The organism is Stenotrophomonas sp. S39 (assembly GCF_016624665.1).
Lineage (GTDB): Bacteria > Pseudomonadota > Gammaproteobacteria > Xanthomonadales > Xanthomonadaceae > Stenotrophomonas.
In genome coordinates, this window is sequence record NZ_JACVTT010000011.1 from 46,724 (window position 1) to 67,182 (window position 20,459).

General features: G+C 67.9%; 17 protein-coding genes and 1 pseudogene. 13 read left to right on the forward strand and 5 right to left on the reverse strand.

The features are described 5' to 3' along the window. Positions 1-235: 235 nt before the first annotated feature. The 7 genes and pseudogenes from lpxD (at position 236) to IAE41_RS05380 (ending at position 9,365) form a co-directional block, all read left to right on the forward strand. A complete protein-coding gene (lpxD, locus tag IAE41_RS05350; protein WP_079221249.1) occupies positions 236-1,258 on the forward strand; it encodes a UDP-3-O-(3-hydroxymyristoyl)glucosamine N-acyltransferase in 1,023 nt (340 codons plus the stop codon). After that, positions 1,255-1,710: a 3-hydroxyacyl-ACP dehydratase FabZ gene (fabZ, locus tag IAE41_RS05355; protein WP_200732348.1), complete on the forward strand. Its 456-nt coding sequence runs from the start codon at positions 1,255-1,257 to the stop codon at positions 1,708-1,710. The genes lpxD and fabZ overlap by 4 nt, the downstream gene beginning before the upstream one ends. Positions 1,711-1,729: 19 nt before the next feature. Continuing rightward, positions 1,730-2,521, forward strand: a complete 792-nt coding sequence (gene lpxA / locus IAE41_RS05360) for an acyl-ACP--UDP-N-acetylglucosamine O-acyltransferase (RefSeq protein ID WP_200732349.1) — start codon at positions 1,730-1,732, stop codon at positions 2,519-2,521. A 92-nt stretch (positions 2,522-2,613) separates the two neighbouring features. Then, positions 2,614-3,777 (forward strand): annotated as a pseudogene (gene lpxB / locus IAE41_RS05365) (lipid-A-disaccharide synthase); the annotation flags it as partial. Then, entirely contained in the window at positions 3,774-4,436 is a 663-nt protein-coding gene (locus IAE41_RS05370) for a ribonuclease HII (protein ID WP_200732351.1), read from the forward strand. The pseudogene lpxB and the gene IAE41_RS05370, both read left to right, overlap by 4 nt. Before the next feature lie 238 nt (positions 4,437-4,674). Further along, positions 4,675-8,274 carry a DNA polymerase III subunit alpha gene (gene dnaE / locus IAE41_RS05375; RefSeq protein WP_200732352.1) on the forward strand — a complete coding sequence of 1,200 codons (3,600 nt, stop codon included), beginning with the start codon at positions 4,675-4,677 and terminating at the stop codon, positions 8,272-8,274. Positions 8,275-8,405: 131 nt separating this feature from the next. Next, positions 8,406-9,365 (forward strand): acetyl-CoA carboxylase carboxyltransferase subunit alpha, encoded by a 960-nt coding sequence (locus IAE41_RS05380; protein ID WP_200732353.1) that lies wholly within the window; start codon positions 8,406-8,408, stop codon positions 9,363-9,365. Positions 9,366-9,524: 159 nt separating this feature from the next. Here IAE41_RS05380 and IAE41_RS05385 read toward each other — a convergent pair whose 3' ends face one another. Continuing rightward, the gene (locus IAE41_RS05385) at positions 9,525-9,980 is read right to left on the reverse strand and encodes a CopD family protein (protein ID WP_079221242.1); all 456 of its coding nucleotides are present in this window, start codon (positions 9,978-9,980) and stop codon (positions 9,525-9,527) included. Positions 9,981-10,355: 375 nt separating this feature from the next. Here IAE41_RS05385 and IAE41_RS05390 point away from each other — a divergent pair, with 375 nt between their 5' ends. Then, complete coding sequence (locus tag IAE41_RS05390) at positions 10,356-10,946, forward strand: class I SAM-dependent methyltransferase (RefSeq protein ID WP_108760035.1); 591 nt, start codon at positions 10,356-10,358, stop codon at positions 10,944-10,946. A gap of 93 nt (positions 10,947-11,039) precedes the next feature. Beyond that, positions 11,040-12,347: a polyhydroxyalkanoate depolymerase gene (phaZ, locus tag IAE41_RS05395; RefSeq protein WP_150454922.1), complete on the forward strand. Its 1,308-nt coding sequence runs from the start codon at positions 11,040-11,042 to the stop codon at positions 12,345-12,347. Positions 12,348-12,456: 109 nt separating this feature from the next. Here phaZ and IAE41_RS05400 read toward each other — a convergent pair whose 3' ends face one another. Next, positions 12,457-13,434: a sensor domain-containing protein gene (locus IAE41_RS05400; protein ID WP_200732354.1), complete on the reverse strand. Its 978-nt coding sequence runs from the start codon at positions 13,432-13,434 to the stop codon at positions 12,457-12,459. Continuing rightward, a complete protein-coding gene (locus IAE41_RS05405) occupies positions 13,431-13,796 on the reverse strand; it encodes a PadR family transcriptional regulator (protein WP_079221238.1) in 366 nt (121 codons plus the stop codon). The genes IAE41_RS05400 and IAE41_RS05405 overlap by 4 nt, the downstream gene beginning before the upstream one ends. Positions 13,797-13,932: 136 nt before the next feature. On the opposite strand from IAE41_RS05405, the gene IAE41_RS05410 reads away from it, so the two are divergent. Next, positions 13,933-14,835: a peptidylprolyl isomerase gene (locus IAE41_RS05410; RefSeq protein WP_200732355.1), complete on the forward strand. Its 903-nt coding sequence runs from the start codon at positions 13,933-13,935 to the stop codon at positions 14,833-14,835. 326 nt (positions 14,836-15,161) lie between these two features. On the opposite strand, the gene IAE41_RS05415 is transcribed toward IAE41_RS05410, so the two are convergent. Next, the gene (locus IAE41_RS05415) at positions 15,162-16,034 is read right to left on the reverse strand and encodes a DMT family transporter (RefSeq protein WP_108746284.1); all 873 of its coding nucleotides are present in this window, start codon (positions 16,032-16,034) and stop codon (positions 15,162-15,164) included. A 115-nt stretch (positions 16,035-16,149) separates the two neighbouring features. Here IAE41_RS05415 and IAE41_RS05420 point away from each other — a divergent pair, with 115 nt between their 5' ends. Together IAE41_RS05420 and IAE41_RS05425 are read left to right on the forward strand one after the other, a co-directional pair. Beyond that, the gene (locus IAE41_RS05420; RefSeq protein WP_200732356.1) at positions 16,150-17,094 is read left to right on the forward strand and encodes a LysR substrate-binding domain-containing protein; all 945 of its coding nucleotides are present in this window, start codon (positions 16,150-16,152) and stop codon (positions 17,092-17,094) included. 68 nt (positions 17,095-17,162) lie between these two features. Continuing rightward, positions 17,163-17,456 carry a hypothetical protein gene (locus tag IAE41_RS05425; protein WP_200732357.1) on the forward strand — a complete coding sequence of 98 codons (294 nt, stop codon included), beginning with the start codon at positions 17,163-17,165 and terminating at the stop codon, positions 17,454-17,456. A 42-nt stretch (positions 17,457-17,498) separates the two neighbouring features. Here the strand turns inward: IAE41_RS05425 and IAE41_RS05430 are convergent, their stop codons facing one another. Continuing rightward, on the reverse strand, positions 17,499-18,293 hold the full coding sequence (locus IAE41_RS05430; protein ID WP_200732358.1) for a DUF4349 domain-containing protein: 795 nt from the start codon (positions 18,291-18,293) through the stop codon (positions 17,499-17,501). 159 nt (positions 18,294-18,452) lie between these two features. Here IAE41_RS05430 and IAE41_RS05435 point away from each other — a divergent pair, with 159 nt between their 5' ends. Then, positions 18,453-20,261, forward strand: a complete 1,809-nt coding sequence (locus IAE41_RS05435) for a DUF885 domain-containing protein (protein ID WP_200732359.1) — start codon at positions 18,453-18,455, stop codon at positions 20,259-20,261. Positions 20,262-20,459: the final 198 nt, after the last annotated feature.

A 20,459-nucleotide genomic window follows, 5' to 3' on the forward strand; every position in this document is an offset into this window, starting at 1 on the left:
TTTCGTTTTGCAGGACGGATGCTGGCTGCTTCTTCCCGCCACCGCGTGAAATCATCTGGTGATGGCGCAGGGGGCTGACCAGGACCGTTGGCGCCATGGATGGCGCCATCGAGCCCCCAGGGATGGGTTTACGGCGTGTCCTGGGCAGCCCCCTGCGCCATCGCCCCGCGATAGCAGGCAGGCGCCGCTTCAGCCCCCGCATGACCGGACTGGCGTCACACGTTAAACTCCCGCCGTGAATACTCCTACCTACACCGCCCAGCAACTCGCCGATCAGTTCGGCCTGCAGGTCCATGGCGACCCCGCCACCGCCATCCGTGGCGTGGCTACCCTCGCCCATGCCGGTGCCGGCCAGCTGACCTTCCTCGCCAACCCGCGCTACCGCGCCCAGCTGGCCGACAGCCAGGCCTCGCTGGTGGTCCTGCGTGCCGAGGACGCCGAAGCCGCCCCCGGCGCCGCGCTCGTCGCCAAGGATCCCTACACCACCTTCGCCAAGATCGCCGCGCTGTTCGACGTCGCACCCGTGCGTGAGCCGGGCATCCACCCCAGCGCGGTCATCGACCCGCAGGCCCAGGTGGCCGCCAGCGCCCACATCGGCCCGTTCGTCACCATCGGTGCGCGCAGCGTGGTCGGCGAGAACTGCATCATCGGCGCCGGCAGCATCATCGGCGAAGACTGCACCCTGGACACCGGCTGCGAGCTGATTGCCCGCGTCACCCTGGTCACCCGCGTGAAGCTCGGCAAGCGCGTGCGCATCCATCCCGGTGCCGTGCTCGGCGCCGATGGCTTCGGCCTGGCAATGGATGCCGGCAAGTGGATCAAGGTGCCGCAGCTGGGCGGCGTCCGCATCGGCGATGACTGCGAGATCGGCGCCAATACCTGCGTCGACCGCGGTGCGCTGGAAGACACCGTGCTGGCCGAAGACGTCCGCCTCGACAACCTGGTGCAGATCGCGCACAACGTGCAGATCGGCGCCCATTCGGCCATCGCCGGCTGCACCGGCATCGCCGGCAGCGCCAAGATCGGCCGTTACTGCCTGCTCGGCGGCGCCGTCGGCGTCGTCGGCCATCTGGAAATCTGCGACAAGGTCGTGATCACCGGCAAATCGGTGGTCCGCAACTCCATCACCGAACCGGGCGAGTACTCGTCCGGGACGCCCCTGACCGACAACCGCACGTGGCGCAAGAACGCCGCGCGCTTCAAGCAGCTCGATGCACTGGCCCGTCGCATCCTGTCTGTGAGCAAGGAGAAAGAATGAGCCAGCCCCAGACCCTGCCGGACATGGCGCAGATCCAGTCGCTGCTGCCGCACCGCTACCCGTTCCTGCTGGTCGACAAGGTTCTGTCGATCGACTACGAGGCCCGCAAGATCGTCGCCACCAAGAACGTCAGCATCAACGAGCCGTTCTTCCAGGGCCACTTCCCCAACCAGCCGATCATGCCGGGCGTGCTGATCATCGAAGCCATGGCCCAGGCCGGCGGCGTGCTGACCCAGCTCACCCTGGGCCGCGATTCGCAGTCCAAGCTGTTCTACATGGTCAAGGTCGACAAGGCCCGCTTCACCAAGCAGGTGGTGCCGGGCGACGTGCTGGAAATGCACGTGGAGATCAAGCGCGTGATCCGTAACATGGCCGTGTATGACTGCGTGGCCAAGGTCGACGGCGAAGTCGTCGCCTGCGCCGAGGTGCTGTGCGCCGGCACCCGCGACTGACCCTGTACGGAGGACCGAGATGACCGATAGCGCTCCCCTGATCCATCCCACCGCCGTGATCGATCCGTCGGCACGACTGGCCGACGACGTCCGCGTGGGCGCGTTCACGATCATCGGGCCCGACGTCGAAATCGGCGCCGGCACCGAGGTCGGTCCGCATTGCAGCATCCATGGCCCGACCCGGATCGGCCGCGACAACCGTTTCATCGGCCACGTCGCGGTCGGTGGCGAGCCGCAGGACAAGAAGTTCGCCGGTGAACGCACCGAACTGGTGATTGGCGACCGCAACGTGTTCCGCGAATTCGTCACCCTCAACCGCGGTACCGGCGGCGGCGGCGGCATCACCACCATCGGCAACGACAACTGGATGCTGGCCTACACGCACGTGGCGCATGACTGCCACGTCGGCAATTTCTGCGTGTTCTCCAACAACACCACCCTGGCCGGGCATGTCACCGTCGGCGACTACGTGATCATCAGCGGCTTCGCCGGTGCCCACCAGTTCTGCCGCATCGGTGCCCACGCCTTCCTCGGCATGGGCGCGCTGACCAACGGCGATGTGCCGCCGTTCACCATGGTCGGCACCGATTCGCTGGGCCGCCCGCGCGGCATCAACAGCGAAGGCCTCAAGCGCCGTGGCTTCGATGCCGAACGCATCACCGCCATCAAGCGCGCCTACCGCACCCTGTACGTGGCAGGCCTGCCGCTGGCCGAAGCCAAGCAGCAGCTGGCCGAGCAGGCACAGGCCAGCGATGACGTCCGCTCCATGCTGGACTTCATCGAGCACACCGAGAGGCACCTGCTGCGATGAGCGCCACGACCGGCCAGGCGCCGGCCGGCGCCGCCGTCATCCCGCTGGCCTCGATGGCCGGCAGCGTGCCTGCGCAGCGGGTGCTCAGCGAGCGCCCGTTGCGGATCGCGCTGGTGGCGGGCGAAGCCTCCGGCGACCTGCTCGGTGCAGGCCTGGTGCGTGAGCTGAAGGCGCGCTTCCCGCATGCCGAGTTCGCCGGCATCGGCGGCGACGCCATGCGCAATGCGGGCTGCCAGACCTGGCACGATGCCAGCGAGCTGGCGGTGATGGGCCTGACCGAAGTCCTGCGCCACCTGCCGCGCCTGCTCAAGCTGCGCTCGGCGTTCCGCGAGCGGGCGCTGGCGTGGCAGCCGGATGTCTTCATCGGCATCGATGCGCCGGATTTCAACCTGGGCATCGAGCGCTGGCTGAAGCAGCGCGGCATCCCCACCGTGCACTACGTCAGCCCCTCGGTCTGGGCCTGGCGCGAGAAGCGCGCAGAGAAGATCGGCAGCAGTGCCGACCTGGTGCTGTGCCTGTTCCCGATGGAACCGCCCATCTATGCCAGGCACGGCATCGATGCGCGGTTTGTCGGCCACCCGATGGCCGATGACATTCCGCTGCACGGTGACCGCGATGCGGCCCGTGCCGCGCTTGGCGTGCCCGCCTCAGCCAAGGTGCTGGCGGTGCTGCCGGGCAGCCGCCTGGGCGAGATCTCACGACTGGGCGAACCGTTCTTCGAGGCCGCCTGGCAGGTCTCCGAACGCATCCCCGGCCTGCACGTGGTGGTGCCGGCGGCCAACGCCGCCTGCCGCCGCCTGATCGAGGAACAGCTGTCACGCTCGGCGCTGCCGGTGGCGTACTCGCATGTTCTCGATGGCCAGGCCCGCACGGCGATGATCGCCGCCGACGTGGTGGTGCTGGCCTCCGGCACGGCCACGCTGGAAGCCATGCTGGTGAAGCGGCCGATGGTGGTCGGCTACCGGGTCAACGAACTGACCTACCGCCTGGTGAAGGCGCTGGGGCTGATCAAGGTCGACCGCTTCGCCCTGCCCAACATCCTCGCTGCGCAGGATCTTGCCCCGGAACTGATGCAGCACGACTGCACGCCGGACAAGCTGGCCGCGGCCATCCAGCAGTGGTTCGACCACCCGCAGCGCAGCGCCGACCTGCAGGGCACCTACGAGCGCCTGCACGAGCGCCTGCGCCGCAATGCCTCGGCGCGCGCCGCCGATGCGGTGGGCGAGCTGCTGGTCAGCAAGCAGGAAACCGCATGAGCCGTCGCGCGGCCGCTGCGGCCAGCCTGGCCCTGTTCGACGGCGCGGCCGTGGTCGAGCCCGAACGCCTGGTGGCCGGCGTGGACGAAGCCGGCCGTGGCCCGCTGGCCGGCCCGGTGGCCGTGGCCGCGGTGGTGTTCGACCCGTCACGGCCGCGCATCAACGGCCTGGACGATTCCAAGCAGCTGACCGCCGCGCGCCGCGAGCAGCTGCACGACCGCATCATCGAACGGGCCCTGGCCTGGAAGGTGGTGCTGGTGGACGTGAACGCCATCGACCGCCTGAACATCTACCAGGCCACCCTGCAGGGCATGCGCGACGTGGTGGCCGCCGTGGCCCACGTGGCCGGCTTCGCCCGCATCGATGGCAACGTCGTGCCCAAGGGCCTGGTGCTGCCGGCACAGGCGCTGGTGGGCGGTGATGGCATCGACCGCGCGATCATGGCGGCCTCGATCCTGGCCAAGGTCTCGCGCGACCGCTACATGCAGGAACTGCACGTGCGGCACCCGCAGTACGGCTTCGACCAGCACAAGGGCTATGGCACCCCCGCCCACCTGGCCGCGCTGCGCAGCCACGGCCCCTGCGACGAGCACCGCCGCAGCTTCGCGCCGGTGCGTGAATGCCTGGAAGCGCCGCAGGTTGTGGCGGCGATCGCCTGAGCCTGCAGGCGTTGTAGAGCCGAGCCCATGCTCGGCTGTCCGCAGCAGCCGAGCATGGGCTCGGCTCTACAGGAAGCGGCCTCCGCCACGGCTGAACCCGGCTGTGTTCCCGGGCATGTCAAGAGCTTGTCGCCACCCCCTGCCCTCGTTACCCTGACCGGGCACTCCAGCGCTTCCCGACCCCGGTGACGATTTCCCCGTCAGCACCCGGGGCCCGCGCGCTCCAACCTGGTCCGGCATGTCCAACTCCCGCTTCGTACATCTCCACGTCCACACCGAGTTCTCGCTGGCGGACTCGACCATCCGCGTGCCGGCCAAGCCGGACCAGGCCGACCCGAAGAAGGCCAAGCAGGCCAACCTGCTGTCGCGCTCGGTCGAACTCGGCCTGCCCGCGCTGGCGGTAACCGACCTCAACAACCTGTTCGCCCTGGTGAAGTTCTACAAGGCCGCCGAAGGCGTGGGCATCAAGCCCATCGCCGGCGCCGACGTGATGATCGCCGAGGAAGGCCAGGACCCGTGGCGGATGACCCTGCTCTGCCGCGACCGCGAGGGCTACCTGAGCCTGTCGCGGCTGCTGACCCGCGCCTGGATGGAAGGCCACCGGCCCGAAGGCGGCGTGGCGATCCACCCGGACTGGCTGAAGGCCGGCAATGCCAACCTGTTCGCGCTGGCCGGCCGTGACAGCCTGGCCGGCCGCCTGGCGCTGGACGGCAAGCACGATCTCGCCGAGCAGCAGCTGGCCGACTGGCAGCGCGCGTTCGGCGACGGCCTGCACCTGGAACTGACCCGCACCGGCCGCGAAGGCGAGGAAACCTTCAACCGCTTCGCGCTGATGGCCGCCGGCCAGCGCGGCCTGCCGGTGGTGGCCAGCAACGACGTGCGCTTCCTGGCGCCGACCGATTTCAGCGCACACGAAGCGCGCGTGTGCATTTCCACCGGCCGCGTGCTGGACGACCCCAAGCGCCCGCGCGAGTACAGCGACCAGCAGTACCTGAAGTCAGCCGAGGAGATGTGCGCGCTGTTCGCCGACATCCCCGATGCCATCGACAACACGCTGGCGCTGGCCGAGCGCTGCAACATCGAGATGCGGCTGGGCACCTACTTCCTGCCCAACTACCCCGTACCCGACGACGAGACCCTGGACACCTGGATCCAGAAGATGTCGCGCGACGGCCTGGAAGAGCGCCTGGAGAAGAATCCGCTGGCGCCGGGCAAGACCCGCGAGGAGTACTTCGAACGCCTGGAGTTCGAGCTCAACACCATCATCAAGATGGGCTTCCCGGGCTACTTCCTGATCGTTGCCGACTTCATCCAGTGGGGCAAGAACCAGGGCATCCCGATCGGCCCCGGCCGTGGTTCGGGCGCCGGTTCGCTGGTGGCGTGGGCGCTGAAGATCACCGATCTGGACCCGCTGCCGTACAACCTGCTGTTCGAGCGATTCCTGAACCCGGAACGCGTGTCGATGCCCGACTTCGACATCGACTTCTGCATGGACCGCCGCGATGAAGTGATCGACTACGTCGCGCGCAAGTACGGGCGCGAGCGCGTCAGCCAGATCATCACCTACGGCACCATGGCGGCCAAGGCCGTGGTGCGCGACTCCGGCCGCGTGCTGGGCTTCCCGTACGGCCTGGTCGACGGCGTCTCCAAGCTGATCCCGAACATCCTGGGCATCCACCTGAAGGATGCGCTGGGCAAGGGCAAGGAAGGCCCCAGCTCGGAAATGGCCTCGGCCGAACTGATCCAGCGCTACGAGACCGAGGACGATGTCCGCGACCTGATCGACCTGGCGCTGCAGCTGGAAGACCTGACCCGCAACGCCGGCAAGCACGCCGGTGGCGTGGTGATCGGGCCCGAGCCGCTGAGCGAGTTCTGCCCGCTGTACGCTGAACACGACGAGAACGGCCTGGGCAAGAACCCGGTCACCCAGTTCGACAAGAACGACGTGGAAGAAGTCGGCCTGGTGAAGTTCGACTTCCTCGGCCTGCGCACGCTGACGATCATCGACTGGGCGGTGAAGGCGATCAACAAGCGCCACGAGCGCGCCGGCATCCCGCCGGTGGATATCGCTGCGATCCCGCTGGACGATGCGCCCACCTACAAGGACATCTTCGCCAACGGCAACACCGGTGCGGTGTTCCAGTTCGAATCCTCGGGCATGCGCCGCCTGCTGAAGGACGCACGCCCCGACCGCTTCGAAGACCTCATCGCGCTGGTGTCGCTGTACCGACCCGGCCCGATGGACCTGATTCCCTCGTTCAACGCGCGTAAGCACGGCCAGGAAGAAATCATCTATCCCGACCCGCGCACCGAAGCGATCCTGAAGGACACCTACGGCATCATGGTGTACCAGGAGCAGGTGATGCAGATGGCGCAGATCGTCGGCGGCTACTCGCTGGGCGGCGCCGACCTGCTGCGCCGTGCGATGGGCAAGAAGGTGCCGGCCGAAATGGCCAAGCACCGCGAAATCTTCCGCGAAGGTGCGGCCAAGGACGGCGTCGACGAGGCCAAGGCCGACGCGATCTTCGACCTGATGGAGAAGTTCGCCGGCTACGGCTTCAACAAGTCGCACGCTGCCGCCTACGCGCTGGTCAGCTACCAGACCGCCTGGCTCAAGCGCCATTACCCGGCCGAGTTCATGGCAGCCACGCTGTCTTCGGACATGGACAACACCGACAAGGTGGTCGGCTTCCTGGACGAGGTGCGCAACCTCGGCCTGACCGTGCTGCCGCCGAAGGTGAACCAGTCCGCCTTCATGTTCGAAGCGGCCACGCCGGACACCATCCAGTACGGCCTGGGCGCGATCAAGGGCGTCGGCCAGGGTGCCTGCGAAGCGGTGGTGGACGAGCGCCTGAAGGGCGGCGACTACAAGGACCTGCTCGACTTCTGCACCCGCGTCGGTTCGGCCAAGCTCAACCGGCGCACGCTGGAAGCGATGATCAACTGCGGTGCGCTGGACGAGCTGGGCCATAACCGTGCCTCGCTGATGCTGCAGCTGCCGGAAGTGATCAAGGCCACCGAGCAGATGGCGCGCGAGCGTGCCTCGGGCCAGAACTCGCTGTTCGGCGGCCCCGACCCGAGCACGGTGACCATCCAGCTGGACCTGGTCGAAGCCGAGGAATGGCCGCTGCTGCAGCGCCTGAACGGCGAGCGCGACACGCTGGGCTTCTACCTCAGCGGGCATCCGTTCGACCCATGGCGCGACGATGTGCGCGACCTGGTCGGCAACGACCTGGGCTCGGTCGAGAAGATCTGGAGTTCCAGCAACAGTGGTGGCGGCGGTGGCAACGGCGGTGAAAAGCGCTGGCGCCCGGAAGTGCCGACCGTGCTGGCCGGCCAGGTGGTCGGCGTGCGCCGCAAGGGCGAAAGCCAGATCTTCATCCAGCTCGAGGACGGTCGCGGCCGCGTCGAGTGCAGCGCGTTCTCCGATGCCATGGCCGAGTTCGGCCACCTGATGACCAAGGACCGCATCCTGGTGGTCAAGGGCGGCCTGCGCGAGGACGAGTTCAACGGCGGCTATGCGCTGCGCATCCGCCAGTGCTGGGATTTCGACGAGGTCTGCGCCAACTACGCCACGCGCCTGTCGCTGCGCCTGGACCTGCGCCAGCAGCGGCCGGTCTGGGAACGCGTCAATGCCGTGCTCGACCGCCACCGCCCCGGGCGCACGCCGCTGCGCCTGGACCTGCTGCTGAAGGGCCCGCAGGGCGGCGTGGCCGGCATGCTCGATGTCTCCGGGCAGAGCGCGGTGCGCATCGATTCCAAGCTGATGGAGGCGCTGCGCGCCGACCCGGCCGTGCGCACGCTGAAAGTGCGCTACAGCCCGCCGTGGGCCAACTGAGGCTGGCCCACGCCCCGGGCTGACTGGCGCCCCCTGCCCGGCTGGGGTACCGTCGCCTTCCAGACGAAGGCGTACGGGCCATTGCTGCGCATTCGGCTAGAATTCCCCTCTTCTTTACACGACGGCTTCCGATGAATCCGAACTACCTCGACTTCGAGCAACCCATCGCCGACCTGGAAGCCAAGATCCAGGAACTGCGCAACGCCAGTGCCGGACCGGCGGTCAATGTCGAGGCCGAGGTTCACGCCCTGCAGGACAAGCTGCGCCTGCGCACCGCGCAGATCTTCCGCAACCTGACCTCCTGGCAGGTGCTGCAGCTGGCCCGCCATCCGTCGCGCCCGTACACCGCCGATTACCTGCGCATCATCTTCGATGAATTCCAGGAGCTGGCCGGTGACCGCGCCTTCGCCGACGACAAGGCCATCATGGGTGGCCTGGCCCGCATCAACGGCCGTTCGGTGATGGTGATCGGCCACCAGAAGGGCCGCGACACCAAGGAAAAGATCAAGCGCAACTTCGGCATGCCCAAGCCGGAGGGCTATCGCAAGGCCCTGCGCCTGATGAAGATGGCCGAACGCTTTGGCCTGCCGGTGCTGACCCTGATCGACACCGCCGGCGCCTGGCCGGGCATCGACGCCGAATCGCGCGGCCAGTCCGAAGCCATCGCCCGCAACCTGATGGAGATGGCCGAGCTGAAGGTGCCGGTGATCTGCACGGTGATCGGCGAAGGCGGCTCCGGCGGCGCGCTGGCGCTGGGCGTGGGCGACCGCACCGTGATGCTGGAATACGCGGTGTACTCGACCATCACCCCGGAAGGCTGCGCCTCGATCCTGTGGAAGGATGCCGGCAAGGCCAAGGACGCTGCCGAGCAGCTGGGCCTGACCGCGCCGCGCCTGAAGAGCCTGGGCCTGGTCGACAAGGTGGTGCGTGAGCCGACCGGCGGCGCCCACCGCAACCCGACCCAGATGGCCAAGCGCCTGAAGGCCGTGCTGCTGAACGAGCTGGAAGCGCTGGACGGCCTGTCCACCGAGCAGCTGCTGGAGCGCCGCTACGCGCGCCTGCGCAGCTACGGCACCTACGAAGCCGCATAAGCCCGGTAGTGCCGGCCGCTGGCCAAACCTGGTAATGCCGGCCGGTGGCCAAACCCGGTAGTGCCGGCCGCTGGCCGGCAACATGCAGGCGATTGCAGATACGAAAGAGCCGGGCAGATGCCCGGCTCTCTTCGTTTGCGCGTTGAGGACATCCACGCCTCAGAACGGCTTGGCCAGCACCAGCCAGACAATCGGAATGAAGGCCAGCAACGGAATCTCGTTGATCCAGCGCAGCGCGCGCGAGGACGGCAGCGTGCGGCCCTTGGCCACGCCCTTCAGCAGGCGCCCGGTCCAGATGAAATACACCAGCAGCAGCACCACCAGGCCCAGCTTGGCGTGCAGCCAGCCGGCGCCACCGGGCGCGACCATGGTCGGGAAATCCGGGATGACCTTGTAGCCCAGCCACAGCACCAGGCCCAGCACGAAGGCCAGCCCGAACATCGAATGGCCGAAACGGTACAGGCGCAGACCCATCAGCTGCAGGCGCTCGCCCACCGCCGGCTGGCCCGCGGTCTCGGCGAGGTTCACCAGGATGCGCGGCAGGTAGAACACCGTTGCCATCCAGGCCACCACGAACACGATGTGGAAGGTCTTGACCCAGTAATAGCTCTGCATGCGCTCGCTCCGGCGGCTGGCGGTGATGGGCGCCCATTGTCGCAGTAGAGCCACCCCATGGGTGGATGCCGCGGCCAATCGACGCACTCACCATCGCAGCCACGCATGGCGTGGCTCTACTGCCGGTTTGCCCGCCGGTCGCAGTAGAGCCACCCCATGGGTGGATGCCGCGGCCAATTGCCGCACCACAGTAGAGCCATCCCATGGATGGCTGCCTACCGCACCATTGCAGCCACGCATGGCGTGGCTCTACTGCCGGTTCGCCCGCCGGTCGCAGTAGAGCCACCCCCTGGGTGGATGCCGCGGCCAATTGCCGCACCACGGCCGCGACGCCGTACGATAGGCGCCGTTTTCACCCTCTACGTGCCCTGCCCCATGGACAAGACCTACGACGCCGCCTACTTCCAACGCTGGTACCGCCGGGCCGATATCGGCGGCAGCGCCCGCCTGGCGCGCAAGGTCGCCCTGGCCGTGGCCACCGCCGAGTACTACCTGGAGCGGCCGGTGCGCAGCGTGCTCGACATCGGCTGCGGCGAAGGCGCCTGGCGCGCGCCGCTGCTGAAGCTGCGTCCGAAGGTCCAATACCTCGGCTTCGACAGCAGCGAGTACGCTGTACGCCGTTACGGCCGCACCCGCAACCTGCACATGGCCAGCTTCGGCGATTTCGCCTGGCTGCGGCCCTGTGCCCCGGTCGACCTGCTGGTGTGCTCGGACGTGATGCACTACGTGCCCGACCGCGAACTGCGCGCTGGCCTGGCCGGCGTGGGCGAGCTGACCGCCGGGGTGGCCTTCCTGGAGACCTTCGCGGCCGAGGATGCGTTCGACGGCGACCATGAGGGCTTCCAGGCCCGGCCGGCGCGCTGGTACCGCCGCGAGCTGGCCCGCCAGGGCCTGCAGGCCGTTGGTTCACACCTGTGGCTGGGCCCGGGTCTGGCCAGCGAGGCCGCCGCGCTGGAAAAGATGTGAATCCGGATTCATTATTTTTGCCCCACTTAACCTGTGGGACGCCCGGATGGGATATGCTGCGCGGCAACATATGACCATACATATTCGGTCGTCATGCTCTATCAACTACACGAACTGACCCGCAACCTGCTCGCCCCCTGGGTGCACCAGGCCCAGGCCAACGCCAGGTTCTTCGCCAACCAGGGCCACTGGTGGTCGCAGATGCCGGGCGCTGATCGCCTGGCGGCGGTCAATGAACTCTTCCATCGCATCGGCAAGGATTACGAGAAGCCCGAATGGGGCATCAACGAAATCGACGTCGAAGGCGAGCGCGTGCCGATCGTCGTGCACGAGGAAGTGAGCAAGCCGTTCTGCAAGCTGCTGCGCTTCAAGCGCCACAGCAACGAAGCCGACCAGCTGCACACGATGCTCAACCAGCCGTTCGTGCTGGTGGTGGCGCCCCTGTCGGGCCACCACGCCACGCTGCTGCGCGATACCGTGCGCACGCTGCTGCGCGACCACCGCGTGTACGTCACCGACTGGGTGGATGCGCGCATGGTGCCGGCCAGCGAGGGTGAGTTCGGGCTGGACGACTACATCGCCTACATCCAGGAGTTCATCCGCCACCTCGGCGTGGAGCGCCTGCACGTGGTGAGCGTGTGCCAGCCGACGGTGCCGGTGCTGGCCGCGGTTTCGCTGATGGCCAGCCGTGGCGAGCCGACCCCGCGCTCGCTGGTGATGATGGGTGGCCCGATCGATGCGCGCTGCAGCCCGACCGCAGTGAACAACCTGGCCACGCAGAACCCGCTGTCGTGGTTCGAGAACAACGTCATCCACACCGTGCCGGCCAGCTACCCCGGCGCCGGCCGCCGCGTGTATCCGGGCTTCCTGCAGCACGCCGGCTTCCTGTCGATGAACCCCAGCCGCCACTTCAGTTCGCACTGGGATTTTTACACCGACCTGGTCAAGGGCGACCTGGAAGACGCCGACGCGCACCGCACGTTCTACGACGAGTACAACGCGGTGCTGGACATGCCGGCCAAGTACTACCTCGACACCATTTCGGTGGTGTTCCAGGACTTCCTGCTGCCGCGTGGCGAGTGGGTGGTCAATGGCGAGAAGGTCGACCCGTCGGCCATCCGCGATACCGCGCTGCTGAGCATCGAAGGCGAGCTGGATGACATCGCCGGCCTCGGCCAGACCGAAGCCGCGCAGGCGCTGTGCACCGGCATCGCGGCCGACCGCCGCGAGCATTTCATCGTCGAAGGCGCCGGCCACTACGGCATCTTCAGCGGCCGCCGCTGGCGCGAAGTGGTGTACCCGAAGGTGCGCGATTTCTTCGCAGCCCATGCCGAGGCACCGGCTGCCAAGGCCACGAAGAAGAAGAGCAACGTCACCCCGTTGCGGCGCAAGGCGGGTTGATTCCCCGCCCGGGGTCGGATCCCTTTCCAACGGAAAGGGCTCTGACCCCAGCGCGATCAAATCCGGGGTCAGAGCCCTGTTCTGCGAACAGGGATCCGACCCCAGGCTGTTACAGCCGCACCAGCAGGTGCTTGGCCAGCAGTCCATGCAGCTTGCCGATGCCGCGGGCCAGGTGCATCGTCAGCAGCAGCAGCAGCGCGCCCACCACGGCCAGCACCGGGGTTGCAGCCAGTGGCAGCACGTTGGTGCCGTCGATGTAGATGCTCGGCACGCTCAAGTCGAGCAGCGCCGCCACCGGCGACCAGATGAAGGCCAGCGACACCGACAGCAGGGTGACCGCAATCGTGAAGTAGACCACGCCCAGCGGCAGCATCAGCAGGAAATACAGCAGCGTCAGCCAGGTGCGGCCGTCGGTGAACATGTCGCCGATGCGCTGCAGCCAGGTGCGGCTGCGATCGGTGTAGCGCGGCCGGCGCGGCATGCGCTCGCCCAGCAGCGCTTCCACCAGGCGCCCTTCCAGCAAGGCCAGCCCACGCACCGAGCCGAAGAACAGCACCGTCAGCGGTATGCCGATGATCAGGATCAGCAGGCCCAGCGACAGCGACAGGCCGGTCACCACCCAGGTGAAGAAGAAGGTGCCCGTGGCCAGCGACAGCAGCATGTAGAACAAGGCGCCGTAGGTGTGCGGATCCATCACCACGCCGAAGAAGCGCGCCATCAGCGAACGCTGCGGCGGTACCGGCGTCGGCGCGGCCGGTGCCACGCCGCTGGCTTCGGCGGCGGCGCGCAGCACCGGGCTGGTGTCCGCACGCGGCGTGCGCATCGCGCGGTTCACGGTCACCTCGGTTTCGCGGTAGATCTCCGCCACTTCCGCCGGTGCGCCGTAGCTGCCGGCGACATCGGCGATCACCTCGGCTTCGCTGCGGCCCGGCTGTGCGGCCAGTTCGGAACGCAGGTATTCCTCGGCGTCGTACAGGGCGTCCTGCACCATCGCCGCGTCGGCGCCCTGCAGCGCCGCACGCAGCTGCGCCAGGTACTGGGTGATCGTGGTGGGCAGGCCAGTGCCTGCCAGGTTCTGCTCGTTCATTGCGGTACCCCCTCCAACACGGAATCGACGGAATCGCGGGTGGCCTGCCAGGCCTGGCGCCACTGCGCCAGCACCTCGTGGCCACGTTCATTGATGCGGTAGTAGCGGCGCGGTGGCCCGCTGCTGGACGGCTCGACATGGCTCTCGAGCAGGCCGGCGCCTTCCAGGTTGCGCAGCACCGGGTACAGCGCGCTCTGCTTGCCGCTCAGCACGCCCTCACCCACGCGCTCCAGCTCCTTGGCGATGAGGTATCCGTACAGCGGCTCCCCCGCCCGGGCCAGCACCGCCAGCAGGGCCAGCGACACCGTTCCGGCACTGAGCTCCTTCTGGAACTTCTTCAGGTGGACGTCGTCTTCGGTCATGACCGGCCCTCCACTATGTTGGAGTCAACAGTAGTGTGAAGTCCGGTATAGCGAATGTGTCGTTAGTCACCCTGCAGGTTGGCGTGGACGAGCCGGTCGCGCAGAATCGAAGCCTCGTTCATGTTCCGGGGTTTCCATGTCGCACCGTCGTCGCCTTGCCCTGACCACCCTCGCCCTCGCCTGCCTGCTGCCGGCCCTGGCCAGCGCGGCCACGCCCTACCGCAGCCCGCAGCAGATCCTCGATGCGTCGGCGGCCAGCGACTGGCGTACGCCGGACCCGGCCAACCTGCTGTACATGGACCTGCCGGCCGGGCGGGTCATCATCGAACTGGCGCCGCAGTTTGCTCCGCGCCATGTGGCCAACATCCAGACCTTCGCCCATGAGCACTTCTGGGATGGCACCAGCATCTACCGCTCGCAGGACAATTTCGTGGTGCAGTTCGGCGATGCCGACGCCGATGACGCGGCCAAGGCCAAGCCGTTCGGCAGCGCCGCGCGCAAGTTGCCGGCCGAATTCGAGCGCGCCAGCGCCGGCCTGAAGGTGGGCGTGCTGCCCGACCGCGATGGCTGGGCCGCGCAGACCGGTTTCGTCGAGGGCTTCCCGGTGGGCCAGGACCCGCAGGCCGGCAAGGCCTGGCTGGCCCACTGCTACGGCATGCTCGGTGCCGGCCGCAGCAATGAAGAAGACAGCAGCATCGGCGCCGAACTGTACGTGGTGACCGGGCAGTCGCCGCGCCAGCTGGACCGCAACATCACCCTGGTCGGCCGCGTGCTGAAGGGCATGGAACTGCTCAGCGCGATCCCGCGCGGGCCGGCGCCGATGGGCTTCTATGAAGACCCGAAGCTGCGCACGCCGATCGTCTCGATCCGCCGGGCGAGCGATGTGCCCGCGGCCGAGCGCACGCCGATCCAGGTGCTGCGCACCGATTCGAAGACCTTCGCCGATACGGTGGAAGCACGCCGCAACCGCGTGGATGACTTCTACAAGCGCCCGGCCGGGCATATCGACCTGTGCAATATTCCGGTGCCGGTGCGGTAGTACTTCGGCTTTTTTCAGTTGACGCGCACTGAAGGCGCTTCATTGTTCATGGGCGTCACTTTTCTTTGCCCGCGCAAAGAAAAGTAACCAAAAGAAACGCGCCGCCGTCCGCGAGCCGGCGCTGCGCGCCGGTTCCCTGCGCTCCTCGGTCCGTCGAGGGACGGCGCGGAACTCGCTGCGCTCAGACACCCGCGCCTCTTCGCCCTCGCCGGACCTGCGGTGCTCGGCTCGCTCCAAGGCGGACCCAGATCAAGATCCACAGCCGCGCGCGCAAGCATGGAGGACGCTGCCGGGCAGCGCCCGGCACGACCCGTGTGTCGGTACGCTCAGCCCTTCTGGCTGACGGCCACGCTGCCAAGGATCAGGCCGCCGGCAATCAGCATCTGCAGGGTCACCGGTTCGTCGAGGAACAGCCACGCGAATGCGGCGCCGAACAGCGGAATCAGATAAGTCACCGTCGACGCACGCGAGGGGCCGATGCGGCCGATCAGGCGGTAGAACATCAGGAAGGCCAGCCCGGTGCACGCCACGCCCAGCGCGATCGCGGCACCCCAGGCCTTGCCCGGAATCGCCGCCTGCGGCCAGTGCGTCACCGCCATCGGCAGCATCCACAGCGAGGCGCAGCCCAGCGTTGCCGCCGCCGCTGCTGCCGAGGGCAGGCCGGTCATGTGCCGCTTCACCAGGTTCACGCCGAGGCCGTACAGCAGCGAGGCGGCCGCACCGGCCAGCACCGCCATGCCGATGCTCAGGCCGGACACTTTGGCCGTGGCCAGCACCACCACGCCGGCAAAGCCGACCAGCAGCGCGCTGGCACGGCGCACGCCGATCTTCTCGCCGAAGAACAGGAAGGCGATCAACGCGGCAAACAGCACCGTCATCGCGTTGCAGATGGCGCCGATGGCCGCTGGCGCCTGCTCGGCCGAATAGGCGAACAGCACGAACGGCAGCGCCGAGTTGATCAGGCCGATCGGCGCCAGCCACAGCCAGCGGCGCGGCGGGAACTGCGCGCGGGCACGCCACAGGAACGGCATCAGTACCAGCGCGCCCAGCACCAGCCGCACCTCTACCAGCGCGAACGGGCCGAACGAGGGCACGGCCACGCGCATGAACAGGAACGAGCAGCCCCAGATCGCGCCCAGCAGGGTCAGCTCCAACGGGGTGCGCCAATCACGCTCAGCCACCTGCGGTACCGCGTTCATGCCCTGCCTCCGTCCTGCGCCTGCGCTATGCCTGGACCCACAGGATCATCCGCAGACGCCCGCTGCACAAGCGCGTAGTATCGCTGACAGCCACAAATATGGTTTGAGGCTCGACATGCAGCTACGCCCTTCCCTGCTCCCCGCACTGGCCGTGTTCGCGGTGGCCGCACGCCACCAGAACTTTGCCCAGGCCGCCCAGGAGCTGCACCTGACTGCCAGCGCGGTCAGCCACCACGTGCGCCGCCTGGAGGAGGTGCTGGAGGTTCGCCTGTTCCTGCGCCATGCGCGCGGCGTGCGCCTGACCGCCGAGGGCCGGCAGCTGGCCGACGCCGCCAGTGCCGCGTTCACCGATGTCGCCGCCGTTGCCCACCACCTGCAGCCGGATGCGGACAGCGTGCCGCTGCGCATCACCACCCTGCGCTCGCTGTCGTACTGCTGGCTGCTGCCACGCCTGCCACGCTTTACCCAGGCGCACCCGCACATCCGCATCGAACTGCACACCGGCAGTGGCCTGGACCGCTACGACGAGAACGGGCCGGAGGTCGGCATCCGCTACGGGCTGGGCCAGTGGCCGGGCCTGCATGCGCAGCACCTGATGGACGACAACCTGTTCCCGGTCGCGTCGCCCGCCTTGCCCGGCGTGGAAGCACTGCAGGACCCCGCGCGCATCGCCGAGCTGCCCCTGCTGACCGATCTCTCGCCGCAGGGCTGGCGCGACTGGTTCCGCCATGCCGGCGTGCGGCCGCCCTCGCCCTTGCCGCCCATGCACACCTTCGCCGACAGCACCGATGCGATGCGCGCGGCGGTGTACGGCATGGGCGCGGTGCTGGCGCGTACCCACGTCGCCCAGCCCTACCTGCAGCGCTATGAAGTGGTGCGACTGCCCGGCCCGGCCCTGAAGGCGCGCTACGCCTACTACGTGGTGCATGCCGAAGCGCAGCCGCCCAGCCCGGCCGCGCGCGTGTTCATCGACTGGCTGCTGGCCCAGGCGCAGGACGAGCGCACGCCCATCCCCGCCCTGCCCGACAGCCTGCTGGGGCGCCCGCCCACGGCCGGCTGACTGCGCCCTCACCCGGTCTTTTCCCTTCGCTGGCTAGGCTGCAGGCAACCCCACTCTGTGTACCCGCCATGCCAATGCTGCGACTGCGCATCACCGGAACCGAAGACGACGCCCGCGCCATCAGCGACCTGCTGCTGGGCCTGGAAGGCATCGAACATGTCGAAGAAACCGACGACCTGATGCCGCACATGGACGACGATGATTCCAGCTCGGCCGGCCTGTCCGATGACATCGGCCCGGGCATCCACGAACTGGAAGTGGAAGTCGGCAACGAAACCACCGCGCAGAAGGTGCGCGATGCGGTGCAGGAGCTGGCACTGGAACTGGACGTGTTCGTCGAGTACGAGACCGACGAGGGCTGAGGGCTTCGCCGGGCCTGGCCCGGCGTTACCCGTTGCCGGCGCTTACGCCTTGCGGCGCCGCCTGCGCCACAGCGCCAGCCCCACCCAACCCAGCAGCCACAGCACCACGCCTACGGGCACCAGTGCCGCAACAGCGCGGATGACGAAGGCCACGCTGCTGGTGAACACGCCGCCGAAGTCGCGTACCGCGGCGCCGATCTCGCTGCGCCCGGTTTCGCCTGACGGCGGTTCCAGCTGCACGGTCACCAGCTGCGTATCGATGCGGCGGCGCTGCTGTGCAGCCTCGCGGTTGGCGGCTTCCAGGCCGGCCTCGATTTCCGACATGCGCTGCGAGATGGCCAGCAGGTCGGCCACCTTGACGTCGGCCCGCTGCTGCATCACCGACAGCTTTTCGTATTCGCGCTGCAGGCGGTCCTGCGTGCGGCGGGTGTCGGCCACCTGCTCGGCAAGGTCTTCGGCATCGGTGGAGCGGTTGGCAACGTGCCCGTCGCGGCCGGCCAGTGCAATGAACGGCCCCACCCCGTCGGGCGCGAGACGGACGCGGATGCGCGCCTCGTGAAGCAGCGCGTCGGGGCGTGGCGTGTAATCGCCTTCGCTCATCTCCAGCAGCGTGCAGTCACCAAACTGGGCCTTCTGGCAGGACTCCGCCAGGGCCTGCAGGCGCGGGCCGATGCGCTCGCCGTCCAGTTCAACGCGGACCTCGTGGGTGTAGGCCAGGAACTGACCCTCGCCCTGCTTGATCGCGGCCATGGGTGCGGGCGCGCCACCACCGGGTGCGCGCTCCTTGTTGGCGCAGCTGGTGCCTGCCAGGACCACCAGTGCCAACAGCGCGATCATCGCGCCCCGCCCGGGGAAAACGCTTCTTCCTTGAACCTGCATCTCGTTGCCCTCCTGGGGCGTGGGATTCCTGCCAGCGCCCATGGTAATCCTATGGCAGGGGGACAAAGCGCCCCGCGCGCCCTATGCTCGGGGATTGATCCCAGTACAGGAACGCCGATGCGCCCGCATCTCCTTGCCCTTGCCCTGGTCGCCGCCCTGGCCGGTTGCCAGCCGGCCGACGCCCCGACCAATGGTTCCACCCCGGCCGCCAGTCAGCAGGCCGGCGACGCGGCGGTCGATGCCGCCTTCGCCGACCTGTCCAAGCGTGCGCTGGACACCTGGATGCAGCTGTCCCCGGTCAGCGCCACCCAGATCGGCGACCACCGCTATGACAGCGAGATCGACGACCTGAGCGCGGCCGGCCAGCAGAAGACCGTGGACGCGTACAAGGGCCTGCTCGCCGAGCTGGACAAGATCGACGTGGCCAAGCTGGGCCGCGAGAACCAGGTCGACGCGGCGATCCTGCGCAACCAGCTGCAGTCGGAAATCTGGAACAGCGAGGTGCTGCAGTCCGGCAAGTGGGACCCGCAGCTCTACAACGGCCTGGCCGGCAGCGCCCTGTACGGCCTGATGGCCCGTGAGTTCGCACCGCTGCCCGACCGCCTGAAGTCGGCCACCGCGCGCATGGAAAAGCTGCCGGCGATCTTCGCCCAGGCCCGCGAGAACCTCGACCCGGCACGCGTGCCGAAGATCCACGCCGAGACGGTGGCCAAGCAGAACAAGGGCATCCTCAGCATCGTCAATACCTTCATCACCCCGCATATCGGCGAACTGCCGCAGGCCGACCAGCAGCGCCTGCAGGCTGCCATCGACGGCCTGAAGAAGGCCGTGGACGAACAGCAGGCCTGGCTGGACAAGACCCTGGTGCCGAACGCCAAGGGTGACTTCCGCATCGGTGCGGAAAAGTACGACCAGAAGCTGAAGTTCGCGCTGAATTCCTCGCTGTCGCGCCAGGAGATCGGCGAGCGTGCACGCGCCGAACTCAAGCGCGTGCGCGAGGACATGTACGGCATCGCGCAGACCGTGCTGAAGGACAAGCCGGGCGCACCGGAGATGCCGGCGCAGCCGACCGATGAGCAGCAGCAGAAGGCCATCGAGGCCGCGCTGGAGCTGGCATATGCCGACAAGCCGGCGCGCGACAAGGTGGTCGACGATGCCAAGGCCGCGCTGGAGCAGTCCACCGCGTTCGTGCGCGAACACGACCTGATGACCCTGCCCGATGCGCCGGTGGACATCATCCTGATGCCCGAATTCCAGCGCGGCGTGGCCGTGGCCTACTGCGATTCGCCGGGCCCGCTGGACAAGAACCTGAAGACCTTCTACGCCGTCTCGCCGATTCCGGACGACTGGAGCGACAAGCAGGTCGATTCGTTCCTGCGTGAGTACAACTCGCGCATGATCCACCTGCTGAGCATCCACGAAGGTACCCCGGGCCACTACCTGGAAGGCTGGCACTCGGCCAAGTTCCCGTCGACCCTGCGTGCGGTGCTGCGTTCGGGCCTGTTCGCCGAAGGTTGGGCGGTCTACACCGAGCGCATGATGCAGGAGCAGGGTTACCTCGACAACGACCCGCTGTTCCACCTGGTGCAGCTGAAGTTCTACCTGCGCACGATCTCCAACGCGATCCTCGACCAGGGCGTGCACGTGGACAACTGGGATCGCGAGAAGGCGATGCACCTGATGACCCACGACGCGTTCCAGCAGGAAAGCGAAGCCTCGGGCAAGTGGGTGCGCGCACAGCTGACCTCGGCGCAGCTGCCGACCTACTTCGTCGGTGCACAGGAACACTTCGACACCCGCAAGGCGATGCAGGACAAGCTGGGCGACAAGTTCAACCTGAAGGCCTATCACGACCAGATGCTGTCCTACGGCGCGCCGCCGGTGCGCTTCGCACGGCAGCTGATGCTGGACCAGCCGATCGAGTGAGTTGGAAGGTGGGTGCGGACCGTTGGTCCGCACCGCGGATAGGTTCATCCACGCATGGCGTGGATCTACTGCACCCGGTGGTGGGTGCGGACCGTTGGTCCGCACTGCGGATGGGTTCATCCACGCATGGCGTGGATCTACTGCACTCCGGTGGTGGGTGCGGACCGTTGGTCCGCACTGCGGATGGGTTCATCCACG